10 protein-coding genes are annotated in these 13,749 nt (G+C 40.8%); 1 reads left to right on the top strand and 9 read right to left on the bottom strand.

The window, feature by feature from the left end:
- Positions 1 to 69 precede the first annotated feature (69 nt).
- The 4 genes from ACNEUN_RS01570 to rpmB form a co-directional block, all read right to left on the bottom strand.
- Positions 70 to 360, bottom strand: a complete 291-nt coding sequence (locus tag ACNEUN_RS01570; protein ID WP_463630350.1) for an ACT domain-containing protein — start codon at positions 358 to 360, stop codon at positions 70 to 72.
- A 209-nt stretch (positions 361 to 569) separates the two neighbouring features.
- Entirely contained in the window at positions 570 to 1,718 is a 1,149-nt protein-coding gene (locus ACNEUN_RS01565; RefSeq protein ID WP_427877503.1) for a PfkB family carbohydrate kinase, read from the bottom strand.
- Positions 1,719 to 1,827: 109 nt separating this feature from the next.
- Entirely contained in the window at positions 1,828 to 4,230 is a 2,403-nt protein-coding gene (locus ACNEUN_RS01560) for an ATP-dependent DNA helicase RecG (RefSeq protein ID WP_463630348.1), read from the bottom strand.
- A 160-nt stretch (positions 4,231 to 4,390) separates the two neighbouring features.
- The gene (gene rpmB / locus ACNEUN_RS01555; protein WP_116439860.1) at positions 4,391 to 4,585 is read right to left on the bottom strand and encodes a 50S ribosomal protein L28; all 195 of its coding nucleotides are present in this window, start codon (positions 4,583 to 4,585) and stop codon (positions 4,391 to 4,393) included.
- 209 nt (positions 4,586 to 4,794) lie between these two features.
- Here rpmB and ACNEUN_RS01550 point away from each other — a divergent pair, with 209 nt between their 5' ends.
- Positions 4,795 to 5,952: a quinone-dependent dihydroorotate dehydrogenase gene (locus tag ACNEUN_RS01550; protein ID WP_463630345.1), complete on the top strand. Its 1,158-nt coding sequence runs from the start codon at positions 4,795 to 4,797 to the stop codon at positions 5,950 to 5,952.
- A gap of 91 nt (positions 5,953 to 6,043) precedes the next feature.
- Here ACNEUN_RS01550 and ACNEUN_RS01545 read toward each other — a convergent pair whose 3' ends face one another.
- From ACNEUN_RS01545 to ACNEUN_RS01525, 5 genes are all read right to left on the bottom strand, one after another.
- On the bottom strand, positions 6,044 to 8,416 hold the full coding sequence (locus tag ACNEUN_RS01545) for a transglycosylase domain-containing protein (protein ID WP_463630343.1): 2,373 nt from the start codon (positions 8,414 to 8,416) through the stop codon (positions 6,044 to 6,046).
- Between the two features lie 24 nt (positions 8,417 to 8,440).
- Positions 8,441 to 9,160, bottom strand: a complete 720-nt coding sequence (locus ACNEUN_RS01540) for a Crp/Fnr family transcriptional regulator (RefSeq protein ID WP_427877511.1) — start codon at positions 9,158 to 9,160, stop codon at positions 8,441 to 8,443.
- Positions 9,161 to 9,328: 168 nt separating this feature from the next.
- Positions 9,329 to 10,738 carry an App1 family protein gene (locus tag ACNEUN_RS01535; protein WP_427877512.1) on the bottom strand — a complete coding sequence of 470 codons (1,410 nt, stop codon included), beginning with the start codon at positions 10,736 to 10,738 and terminating at the stop codon, positions 9,329 to 9,331.
- Positions 10,738 to 12,474, bottom strand: a complete 1,737-nt coding sequence (locus tag ACNEUN_RS01530) for a L,D-transpeptidase (RefSeq protein WP_463630340.1) — start codon at positions 12,472 to 12,474, stop codon at positions 10,738 to 10,740. Before ACNEUN_RS01530 ends, ACNEUN_RS01535 begins: the two co-directional genes overlap by 1 nt.
- Before the next feature lie 223 nt (positions 12,475 to 12,697).
- Positions 12,698 to 13,654, bottom strand: coding sequence for an alpha/beta fold hydrolase (locus tag ACNEUN_RS01525; RefSeq protein ID WP_463630338.1), 957 nt, complete (start codon positions 13,652 to 13,654; stop codon positions 12,698 to 12,700).
- Positions 13,655 to 13,749 lie beyond the last annotated feature (95 nt).

The following is a 13,749-nucleotide window of genomic DNA, read 5'->3' as shown; positions in this document are numbered from 1 at the left end:
TTACTTCTTGCTTATTTAAACTTACTTCTCGCTTTTATATGCGATGCATTTTCTATATGCGATGCATTTCTATACGCGATGCATTGTTGTGAAAATTTCGGCTCTTTGGCAGTGAATACTTACGCCTATAGAATTACCGACTTCATTTAATCCATTTACTAAATTATCGAATTCATTTTCTACGCCTGAAATATCAACAATCATCATCATGTTAAAGAATCCGTCAACAATAGTTTGAGAAATATCTAAAATGTTGACTTCTTGATCTGCAAGATACTGCGTAACGCCAGCAATAATACCGACTGTATCGCGTCCTACTACGGTAATAACAGCTTTACTTACTGCCGTATTTTCGCTCATCTTCCCTCCTGGTGTCACTTACAAAATTTAAATTAATTTTGTCAAAATATTTCATAAGCTACTGTAAGCATAACATGTACACTTTGGCAATTTTGCAGCACCGCGCATTTTTGCGCACTTTTACTCACTTTTACTCTCAATTTCTCTTTTTTAAGAAAAATCTCCAGTAATTAAAAAGCACTAAACGTAAGAAAATCTAAAACGTAAAGTTATGCACGTTCGTGAATATTTTCCATACGTTCAAACACAAGTCGAGGATCGAGTGACTCGTGCACAGCTTGTATAGATTCTGTATTCAAAGCGGCTGCAGCTACAGCAAAACGTCCAGTTTTGGAATTATCAAAGTCGTTGTAGCGTGCATAAATCAGCGCAGCTGTTGCAGCATCACTAGAACCGTTATCGTTGCCGACTGCTTTAACTCCGTCACTGCCGTTTCCTCGAGAAAGCATCATACGCTGTACTCGCTTGACTGGAACTGGATAGAACGCAACACCTTCATCGGCAATTCCATAAGCAACACCAGATCTTCCAGCATTAACAAGAACATGTTTCACGCCACGCTTAAGCAGCACATTCGCACAGCGCACAGCACTACGCTCATCTACAGCACTAATACCAGTTAAAGCTTGAGATTCCGCCATGTCTAATATGAGCGTATCAATACTCTTAAGTCGAGAAAGCACTCGTGGAGCTTTTGCGTCTGTTACAGCGCGCACAATAATCGGACGTTTGTAATTGTCACAAACCCACTCAAGTGACTTTTGTGGAATATTAGTGTCCATAACAATCATGTCTGCGTTTTCAATAATAGAAAGACGTTCGCGCAGAAAATCAACAGTCATATGATCGTAAATACTCATATCATCCAAGGCGAGCAAACGCTGACCTGAAGCATCTCCAACATACATGTATGAAGCTGTCATACAGTCTGAAAGCTGCCTAGAATAACCAATATCCAAACCATTAGCGGAAGCATCTATTTTAAACAGTTCGCCGTTGTGGTCTCCACCGTACACCGACACCATGCTAGTTCGAATATTTAGCCTTTCAAGCGCAACAGCAATGTTACGCCCTACGCCGCCGAGCATGTATCTAACATGTGAAGCATTAGAAGTGTAATCCATCAAATCGCCGCAAGCAATTCCAAGAACATCCATGCTAATGCCACCGATAACTGTTACATAACTCGGTGGTGTTACTATATAACCTTTTCCTCTTAAATAGCCTTTTTTAATAAGATTTGATATATGCGCTGCAACACCGGAGCGCGTAATACCTGCTAAATTGGCAAGTTCCTGTTGGCTAATCATAGGATTTTGCTGAATCCAAGATAAAATTTGTTGTTCTCGTTCAGTCATTTCTTCCTCATCTCGATATCCCTATACAAGACTTACACTTCTAGAATATTCAAAATGTTTAAATTTCGCACGCAAATTAACAAAATAATATACTATTTTTTACATTTAGCTAATTGCTTATAAGAGAAACTCCAGTTCGAGTAAAGTCAAGAACAGCTCCTGCAAGTTCCGGATAAGAAAGAAGAGACAAATCTTTTCCTAAAGTTTCGCTAGCATCTTCGCGAGCATCAGCAATCATATCAGCATCTTCTACAACTCTAAGAAGCTTCAAACTAGAACGTCCACCGGATTGACTATCTCCAAGAACGTCGCCAACATTACGCAGTTGCAAATCTTTTTGAGCAATCACAGCACCGTCTAAAGATTTCTCAACAACCTGCAAACGTTGTTGCGCAAGACTTCCAGGCTCAGCGCATGAAATAAGAAAAGCCCAAGAATTAGTACCTCCGCGGCCAACTCGACCACGCAACTGGTGCAATTGAGCCAAACCAAAACGATCCGCATCAAAAATAACTATGCAACTAGCTTGAGGAATATCCACACCAACTTCGATTACTGTTGTAGCAACAAGAATTTGCACCTGACCGGAGGCAAATTTTTCCATAGTAGCATTTTTAGTTTCATCATCGTCTCTGCCGGTAAGTTTAGCAAATTTAACGCCATTAAACTGTGCAAGAGCCTGCAAACGTTGCAATATTCCATTCACAGTGTGAAGCTTTCTAGATACGGAATTTTCTGAATCAGAATCGTATGAAGAATTAACATTTACTTCTTCAAAATCACTATTTTCACTACTATTTACGCTATCTACACTATCTACATTTTCATAATTTTCTTCATCTTCTATATGCGGACACACAACGTACGCACGCTCTCCTGCGTCTATGCGAGCGCGAATATGTGAAAACATTCGTGACATTGTATTAGTATCTTTTTCTTCCACAATGAAGGTTCTAATAGGCTTACGCCCTCCTGGAAGCTCAGTCAAATACGATGCATCCAAATCTCCAAACCAAGTCATTGCAGCGGACCTAGGTATTGGTGTTGCTGTCATAACTAAAAGGTGAGGAGAGCTTGACTCAAGCTTATCTGATACTGCATGCATAAGCGCATCTCTCTGCTGCACTCCAAAGCGATGCTGCTCATCTATAATCACAAGAGCCAAATTAGTAGGCTTAAAGCTGGCGGAAAAAGCCGCGTGCGTTGCCACTATCAGCGAAGGCTCACCGCTTGCAACACTAGCTAAAGCGCGACGACGTTCAGCTAATTTCATTCCGCCGGTTACCATAATAATTTTTACGCTCAGTCCAGCTTTGTAAATCATGTTTCGTAAATTTTGTGCGTGCTGAGAGGCAAGAACTTGCGTTGGTGCTACTAGAACAGCTTGATGGCCGGAGCCAACTGCTTGAAGCATTGCGCTAACAGCTACTACTGTTTTTCCTGAACCGACTTCGCCTTGCAAAAGACGACGCATGGGGTGATTAGAAAGCATGTCTTCTGTAATTTCAGAAATAACTTGCTTCTGTCCGCCTGTTAATGGGAAAGGCAGACTTTTTATAAACTTTTCACGAAGTTCAGACTCACTACATTTCATTGCGGAATCTAATTTTGCGCTATTTCGAGATTTAAGAACCGTAATTTGTGATATAAACGCTTCTTCGTAGCGAAGAGTTTGTAACGCTTTACTAAATAATTGCGTTGAAGTTGGATTATGCAGTTCACTAAAAGCTTCTGCACGGTGCATAAGATTGCGTTTCGCTCGCACAAATTCCGGCAAAACGTCTGGAATTATTTTAGATAGCGATAAATCTTTTTCTGTAGCATCTTCTGTATCATCTTCTGTAGTATTTTCTGTAGCATCTTCCGCAACGCTTCGTTTAATCAAACTAAGAGCGTAAATAATAGTTTCGTGAATATGCTCGCTAGAAATACGAGAAGTTGCGTGATAAACAGGTCGAGGAGCACTAAGCTTTTGCAAACCTTCATCAACGCTTTTAACAACATCATTTGTAATGTTTAACAACGGGTCTGCAATATTCTCATCTGTAATCTCTAATGAATCAACATTATTCGCTACTACTAGAATCTGCGGATGAGTAAATTGCAATCTTCCATTAAAGGCACTTGACATTCCACCAACTACAATAGTTTCCCCAACTCTCAGCTTTGAAGAAAGCCACCTAGCATACCGCATACATTTTGAAAAGTAGATAAGCTGCGCGGAAATCTGATTTTGCGTTACGTTTACTTCAAGTCTAAAACCTCGCCTAGCATTCATTGGCACAATATTAAAAGATTGTACAGTGGAAGAAAACGCAACTTCTTCACCCAACTTTACTTCATCTAAACTCACTACTTTTAGAGGTTTAGTAACTCTAAACGGATAATATGTGAAGGCATCTTTTACGCTTATAACACCAAGAGATTTAAGTGCTGAAACTCGTCTTTTATTGCTTACTATCGAAGATAAAGGGGTATTTAGAGTAACTTGCGGCACTACTAAATTATTCATAACTCCCCCAATCCGTTATCCGTTATCTGTTATCCGTTATCTATTCCAATTCGCGCTTATATAAGACTCTTGTTTAAGGCAATAATATCATCAGACAGATTGCTATGGCTCAAAAACAAAAAGCCCCGAGCACTGCTCAGGGCCTTTACTACTACGCGATTCACGCCTCAACGCGCTGAACCTTGCCAGCCTTAATGCATTTTACGCACACGCGGAGGCGAACGTTTTCGCCATCAACGGTAGTGCGAACCGGCTGAAGATTCGGGCGGAAGGTGCGCTTATTGCGGATATGGGAATGTGATACAGAGAAACCGGTCTGAGGTCCCTTGCCACATACTGCGCAACGAGCTGCCATAATGGACTCCTAATTCTTTGACTTGCAAGTCTTGCGTCATTCAGCCACGCAAATCGCATAAACAAATAAACATGCCTGAACGCACAACTACACAAGTATATCACTCACCACGACAATCACATATCTTATGCGTTGTAATCATAATTTTAATTTACAAACTCTTATAAAAGCTATTATGCAAAAATCGTAAATGATGCAATACTATATATATGTCATATGTATCTAATAATTCTTTGCACAATGCTGTGAACAAAATGACTACAGATTTGTTCACTTTCTCTTACAAGCACATAATTAAGCCACATTTTGTTTTTAACATTCCGCCAGATGAAGCTCACGAGCGTATGCTTTCCTTCTGCAAAGTAAGCGAGCGCATTCCAGGCCTTATGTTCCTTCTCGACTCGATGCTAAATTACACAGATCCTGTTTTAGAAACTCAGGTTATGGGCGTAGATTTTGCTAATCCTTTCGGTTTAAGCGCTGGACTCGATAAAAATTGCGATATGGCTACTGTTCTTGACCGCGCTGGCTTTGGTTTCGAAACTGTAGGCTCTACTACTTCTAGGCCTTGCGAAGGTAACGCAAAACCTTGGTATCATCGTTTCCCTGAATACGATTCAATACTTGTTCACGCTGGTCTTGCTAATTATGGAAGCGACGTTGTTATTGAACGCGCAGAGAAAGCTTGGACTCGTGCTAAGCACATGAATATGTCTGTTTCGATTGCGCGCACGAATGATAATTTGTGCGGAGATATTCAGGAAGGAATTGAAGATTATCGAATTTCTCTTGAACGCGCAGTCGGACGCACTTCTATGATCGAAGTGAATATTTCCTGCCCTAACACTATGGTTGGCGAGCCATTTAGCCAACCTGAAGCATTGGATAAGCTGTTTACTGAGCTTGATAAAGTTGAGCGTCCGCAACCAACTTTGGTAAAAATGCCGCTTAATCTTCCAGGAGGATGGGAGCAGTTTAAATCCCTTCTCGATGTTCTTGCTGAACATAAGGTTGATGGCGTTAGTATTGCTAACTTGTGCAAGAATAGAAGCGGCTTAGACGTTCCTAAAGATTTACCTGGCGCGCTTTCTGGAGGCCCTACTTACCGCGCAAGTAACGAGCTTATTCGTAGAACTCGCGTTGCGTTTGGCGATAGGTTTGCTATTGCTGGAATTGGTGGCGTATTTACTCCTGAGCAGGCTTACGAAAAAATCCGTTCCGGAGCAGATTTAGTTATGTTTATTACTTCTCTTATGTATCGCGGACCGCAGCAGATTACTACTCTTAAACGCGGTTTAGCTAATTTGCTTAAAAAAGACGGTTTTGACAACGTTTCACAAGCTGTTGGCATAGACGCAAATATTTAAAATTTAAGTAGATTCTATAAAACAAGTTAAGGCTGGGATTCATTCAAGAACCACCAGCCTTAACTTTTATTTAACTTCTTTAATTTCTTATTTAATTACCATCAGTATTTACATCATTCCCAGCATTAGTATTCGTGGAGTTGCTATCTGTAGAATCATCCTTGCGAGGGAAATTATACTGACCGTACTGATCCTTCTGCTGGCTAAGCTGATCGAGCTGCTCTTTAGCTGCTTCCTTACGAGCATCTTCATCGCGCTTATCTTGATCTTCTCTAGCAGTATTACCTTCTGCCGGCGAAGAGCTTTCGTCGTCATACATAGGTCCTCCAGTCATATACTTTGGATCTGGGGTGCCGTACGTATCATCGTTAGGAATATTTGCATCTTTCAGATACGTATTCATAAACGACTTCCATGCAGGAGTTGCAATATACATACCGTACCAAGTGCGCATCTGACGGCCGTTAATCGTCATATTTTTAAAGCTCTTCTGAACTTCAGCATTACCAACCGCAACGAATGCAGCAACCTGATGAGGAGCAAAACCTGCAGTCAACATGTACTTATCTTCGTTAGTACCAGTTTTTGCAAAAGTTTTACGACCGCCATCTAACTGTGTTGTTGCAGCCTCACCTCCAGGGCGTACAACACCCTGATTAAGTGCGTATGCTACAGTTTGCGCAACTTCCTTCGGAATTGCTTGATGGCAGTGAGCGCTAGGAACCTTCAGCTTCTTACCATTTTTATCGATTACTCGTTTAATCGCTATTGGGTCGCATGCTACACCATCAGCACCTATTGTTGCGTAAACGTTAGCAACCGTAAGAGGAGAAGCCTGAACAGAACCAATCGTCATAGGAGGGTTAAGAGAATTAGCAGAGTAAACGCTTTCCTGACCTAAAGGCGAATTATGGTATCCAAGAGTTTTAGCAGCATCTGCAATTGCACACAACTTTATTTGTGATGCCATAGCAGCCTGAGTTGTGTTGTGAGAACGTATAAGACCCTGAAGAGGAGATTCTGAGCTATAAAAAGCTCCGGTTGAGTTCTGCACTGACCAGGAACCGAATCCCTTATACTTGGCGCAATTAAACTCAGAGTTGCTATAGTGCGTAGCGTTGCGAATAGGCTGATTAATAGACTTTCCTGCCATCATCCAAGCCACAAGGTTAATTGGCTTCCATGTGGAACCAATCTGCCAACCAATACCACCACCGTCTCGCTCATCTACAGCGTAATTCAAAGCCGTATGTGTATGATCAAGCCTTGCAGTATCTGTAGCATCATAAATACGGTTGCTACCAAAACCAAGAACCTCTCCAGTTCCAGGTTTAATAGCAGCAATAGAAACTTCGAAACCACTCTTATCGTTTACAGGAATAGTCTCACGAGCCGCTTTCATAGCCGCTGCGCTGGCTTTCAAATCCATTGTGGTATAAATATCCAAGCCACCTTCGTTTAACAGCTTCTGACGTGCCATTGCTGTTTTTCCAAACTCAGGAGAATTAAGTATTTTCTTGGTTACGTAGTCACAGAAGAATGCCGCATCTCCAGCAGCCTGACAACCAATTTTTGAAACTTCATTCTGAATATTTAAAGTACTTTTAAGAGGTGTTGCTACAGCACTATCATGCTCTTGTTTATTAATAAAATTCTGCCTGAGCATAAGATCAAGAACAATATTCCTCTGCTTTTCTGATTCCTTCTGATTACTTTCAATAGAAGGATCATAGTGAGAAGGATTTTTAGTTATTGAAGCAATAGTTGCAGCTTGTACTAGATTAAGTTTCGCAGCACTCGTATTAAAGTATCTGTGAGCTGCAGTTTCTACACCGTACAAATTATTACTACCAAACTGTGCGATATTTAAATATCCTTGCAAAATCTCAAGCTTTGAGTACTTCTTTTCCATTTGGATAGCAATAAGCATTTCTCGCAACTTACGAACTATTGTGCTCTCCGAAGCATGATATTCAGCAATAGGATCATTATCTTCATGAGCTTTAATCATAAGAACGTTTTTAACGTACTGCTGTGTAAGAGACGATCCACCTTGCATATCGTTCTTCTTAACGAATGTTTGCACAAATGCTCGCATAACACCTTGAACGTCTACGCCTGAATGTTCAAAAAATCGACGATCTTCTCGAGCTACCATTGCCTGCTGCATATATTTTGAAATACTACGCAATGGCACAACAGTGCGGTTTTGAGCGTAGAAAGTAGCAATAATAGTTTTCCCGTCAGAAGCGTAAAGATGCGTTTTCTGCGGCAAAGCCGTAACATCAAAATCAATACCGTCAACTCTTAAAGAAGGTACGACTGATTTAATAACACTGTTCACTGTCATAACGCCAGGAACAAACAGTACGCTTGCTGCAACACCGCCAGCAACGCATAATGTAATGTACGTAAGAAACAGCGCTAATACGCGTCGAACGGTAAGAGAATTCTTTTTCGGCATGCGACCTATTCTAAAGGTTCGTCTCTACCGTTCAGCGCGGCGAATAAGCATACCGGGTTCGTAAATAATAATTGAACGTCCTTGACGCTTAATCCAACCTCTATTAGCAAAATCCATTAAGGCTTTATTAACTGTTTCTCTTGAAGATCCAACTAGTTGCGCAAGCTCTTCTTGAGTTAAATCATGCTTCACAAGTAAACCTTCATGAACAGGCTTACCAAATCGTGAAGCTAAGTTTAGTAACATTTTTGCTAAACGTGCCGGCACGTCCATAAATACTAAATCTGCTATTCTTTCATTATTTGCGCGCATGCGAGCCGCTAAAACTTGAAGCATGTCTATAGCAACACTTGGATGCTTACCTAACCAACTAAAAAGCGCAGTATGCTCTAACACAAGAAGATGAGTGTGCGATTCCATTGCTATTGCAGAAGCTGTGCGAGGACCTCCTGCTGGATCAAAAACTGGTATTTCTCCCAAAATTTCGCCATAAGTGTGAATACTTAACAACTGCACTCTGTTATCTCTGGAATGACGAACTAGTTTTACGCGGCCGCGATCTAAAATATACATTCGGTGATCAGTGTCACCTTCGTTAAAAATTGCTTGACCTTTTTTAAACTCTACTTCTTTAAAATGTACTATAAGCTCTTTGGCTTGATCTACAGGAACTTGCTTAAATAGAGCTGTATGAATGAGCGTCATATTGTCTTTCGAACAGTCGCTCGTCTTAACCTTAGTCATACAGGCCTCCCCCACGCATTGGTAGCTCATCGTCGTGCTACATAAATGCTGAATAACTAGTGCTGACTAACTAGTACACTCGCGAATCATGCAAAACAGTACATTCAGCATTGCTATCTAGCATACAAGTGTAACAGACTAAAACAAAACTATGAAAATCTCAAAACTTTACGATCTTTTAAAAACTTCCGAAAGATAAGGCAGTATTGCTTCTTTTAAGCCCTCACCATCAGGAGACACAAAAAACGGAACTCCATGTAATGTTCCAACGCAATTTTTAACCTCAATAGTGCGCAAATTTTCTACGCTAGAATCTTCCTTTAAATCAAAATCATCTTCAGTACTACCGGCAAAAGTGTATGCGGTATGAGATGAGCTTAGTGCCATTCCAAAATCGCGTATGCAATGCTTTCTAAAGTGATCAACAGTATCGTCAGAATGTAATTGTCTAATAGCAACAGCCAACACGCGACCAGGATATTTTCTAATAATATTCGCGTACGTTAAAGGATCCTTCTGACCGTCATCTCCTATAAGCACAAAACGCATATCTGGAAAATCATCCATCAGCTGGCTAGCAAACTCCATTTTGTGCTGAGGACCGTTCGGAACAAAAGTTTTTGGTCGCGGATCAAGATCTCGAAGCAGCAAAGGTCCCTGCGGAAAACCTTCTCTGTCAATAAAATGACGAATTGAAGCTTCAACATTCCAAGGAGATGTAGAAAGATAGAAGAACGGCGAGTCTTCAGAAAAATCTTTAATAGCAGCAAATAATGAAGCCATTCCTGGAACTCTCGAGCGGTGAGCTGGGTTCATAATAAGAAGATTATATGCTGCACGAATAGGCGAAGGCGCTTGAGTTACCATAATAGTGTCATCTACATCTGAAATAACACCAATTGATGCAGAAGAAGATATTGCAAATAAGCTAGATTTAACAGCATCACGATTATTCACAGTGTAAGAAACAGTGTGTTGACCTGCACAAAGCGCTCTTTCAGTTACCAAATCCAAATAACCTGCGCGATCAGAAATGCAGTAATCTACTGAAGATACGCCAGCAGACTCAACCTTGTCGTAGGTTTCGCAGTCACCAACCTGCACTTTTTCAAGCGGTATACCATCTATTGATAACGTAACTTTTACGCGAACTGCAGGAACTACAAGCATTGCGTAAATACCGCGCTTTAATGCAGAATGATGCCCTCTTGCAGGAGCGTATACTGTGCGGCAAATAAGCCTAGCGTAACGGTCAGTTCCATAACCAATATACGGTTCAACACTAGGAAACCAGCCAGCACGACGAGCCACATAACTAGCAACGCGCATCCACAATCCAAAAACAGCAGTAACACCACGCCTAGCGCAACGCACTATGTAAGGCTTATTATCAATAAGCTCATCGGGTGCAGGAGCATCAAAAAGAGTAGAAGTAACATGAACAGGTATTGGCATGCTACTTACGCGACGAGCCGTACTAGCTGCACTAACCTGGCTAACCTGGCTAACCTGGCTAGAATCTTGTGAATCCGCAGAACTAGCAGTTTTAGAAAAGAAAGTTTTCTTAGAATTAGACATTAACGCACCGGACCGTCTGGCGTATCGCCAACTACCTGCACAATAGTTCCTCGCGGACAATTATCGTAAATCCAACGAGCATCCTGCTCATACATGTTTATACAACCGTGAGAGCCGTGATTAGCTGGATCTCCAGAAGCTATACCAGCATAATTCCACAAAGCAGTGTGGAAGCCTTCTCCGCCATGATAGTAGCTAACCCAACGCACGTTGTGAGTCAAGTAAGGAGAACCGTCAAAATTAGTTCCGCGCATATCTTGAATATCGTAATGCAAGTAGATGAAGAAAGTTCCGCTATGTGACTCACCTAATCCTGTACGTCCAGTGCAAACTGGGAAAGTTTTTACAAGCTCATCATCCTTGTAAACAGAAGCAGTTTGCGTTGACTTATCTACTACGATTCGCATATCAACAAGATTGCGCACTACACTAAATTTAGTAACTTTAGTAGGAACTGTAATATTCGCATCAGCGTTATTATTAACAGCGTCGGAAATCTTCTTCAAAATATCGTTTGAATACTTAATTTCTATACCGTCGTTGCCTTTGATAGTTGTGAAAATTACTTTCCCATTCTTGTCAACAGCATCTTCCTGATCAACTTTTTGCTCGTTAAGTTTCTTAGGCAATTCGCTAGAAAGCCATTTGTCAGCAATCTGCTCGTCTACAGCAAACGAAAGCTTTTTGTGAACGATATCAGCTTTTACTTTAATCCAAGATGCAACAACTTCTTTTGGTATTGTAAAATCTTTACCATTTCCGTTATCTAACTTAATTTTTTTCTTTAAAACTTCGTTTAAAGTGTCAGCAATCTTTTGAGCGGCTTCTCTTTTAATTGGAGCATCCGTACGTCTAGAACTGATTGAAACAGATACTGTGTTACCAGGCTTCTCAATTAAACGCTTAACAGCCTCCCTAACTGGCATAGTTTCAACACTTCTACCAGGAACACCATCTTTAACTACGAAAGATGAAGATTTAGTGTCAAATACTGCAGTGTATGGCATTGCGCGATCTCTTTTATGGACGAACTTATTAACAAGATACGCATCCATATCAGAATCTTCACGATGAGCTTCAAGATTAATAGTCTTATTCACCCACGGCATTAGCATTGTGGCAATATTTGAACGCTTAGCGCTCATAATCTTATCTACTGTAGAAGAGGTATCAACTTTTACACCCAACTGATCTAAGCTTGCTGTAATAGTGTTGCCGCGGTCGTCAGTAACTTTAACAAAAGACTGATAAACTGCCCTTTTAACAGCCTTCTCAACATCATCTCTTTGATGTCCTGAAATGTTTTGAGAAATCTCAGCAACACCAAAATTAACTCCAGGAGCTACACGATCGTGGAAATACCAGAGTGAAGCAAAAAATCCTGCAATCAAAAGAATCACAACAACAAGAACCGAATAGAACAATGCTAGAGCTGAATGCTTAGCGCTATTTTTGCCTTTAGAATCGTCCGATATTTCTTTAAACGATGTGGTTGCAGTGTAATCGGCATTGTTGGCTTTTACAATATTCATTGCAACCGTTTCGTCTGCTGCTTCAGCTGGAACTGCATTTGCTGACTGATATTGGTACGCAGGATTCGCTGCACTACTGTAGGTGGAATTATTTACTCCATTCACTTCGAAAGAACCTGTATCAGCGTAGTCGCTAACATCAGCGTCAGAAACATCGCCTAAATTTTCTTCAAGGCTCTTTTCAGAGTTATGATCATCAGTCATTTTAATTTCCACCATAAATGAATACGAAACGGTTTGTATGAATTTTAGGTTTCATACTGCGCATTATCACAAGTAACTGTGCAAGTAACTGTGCAAGTAACGTTCTTGAAAAGACTAGCAGCAAGATTCGCAACAAAAAACTTAGAAGTTTATGATGCAATCCTCCCATACTTAATCTCTGCATAGTGAACGCATGTGAAACACGCACTCGCACAGTTTACCACTAGCGACGCACCTGTGCTAGCACGTCGAATAAGGCTTTTGCAACCTCGTCCGGATGCTCTGTAGCACTAAAATGTCCACAATCGTCGATCTCAGTAAAAGATACGTTACTAGAAGCACTAATTTCTTTAACATAAGGCTTCATAACTGTAGGAGAGCTGGAAGGATCTAAATTACCGCTTACTATCGCAACAGGTGCTGTAATTTTCGCAAGTTGATCAGTTAAATCTTCACGTCCTGCTGCCATTCTCTCACGCCACGCAATACCAGCGGTTGGCTGCTGAATAATCCAATTTTCAAAACGTTTACAAAAGTCGGCAGTTTTCTTTATTGATGAATCAGTTTCTTTTGCTTCCGCAAAGTGCATAACAGGATCAAAAGTGTGCAACTGCTCGCAAATATGCGCTATACGAATACGATCAGCCCTATGTTCAGCATTATCTGCAGTAGATTTTGTATCACATAATGCGATTGCTGCAACAGAGTCTGGGAAAAGTTTTTGTATAGCGAGCGCAACGTAACCTCCCATAGAAAGACCAACCCAAAAAGCACGTTTGTATCCGGAATCTAAAATTAGTTTTACGTATGCTGCAGCAACTTTATCTAAAGCTTCAGTGTATGCGCCGTCTTGTGCGATTGCGCCTGTTTGTTCCGAAGAAGGAATTTCACTCAACCCAGCTCCCGGCATATCTGGAGCGAATATTGGAGTATCGTAGTTTAGTGTTCCGGATTTTACTGCATTATCAATAAGTTTATTAAGTTCTTGAGCGCACTCATCCCACATTCTGTGATCAACAGGGAATCCGTGAATAAGAACTATTGGAACTACTTGCTCTTTTTTACTGAAACGATCAGTATTTGCATTTCTGTAAATAGTATTGTGCAGTACCGGCACGTGTGAAAAAGCGGTGATATTACTTGAGCCGCTGTTTTCGTTTGTATTTTTCGCAAGTTCCATATTAGTTAATCTCTTTATTTGTTGATTTTTTAAGCTTTTAAAACGCTACTAATCCTACAACCGCGTAAAGAAAGAAAAAACGATTTTAATCAACT

It is taken from the genome of Gardnerella sp. C0684A1 (genome assembly GCF_055326835.1).
Note: the sequence above shows the minus strand (reverse complement) of the source record. Positions and strands in the feature narration are given on the sequence as shown.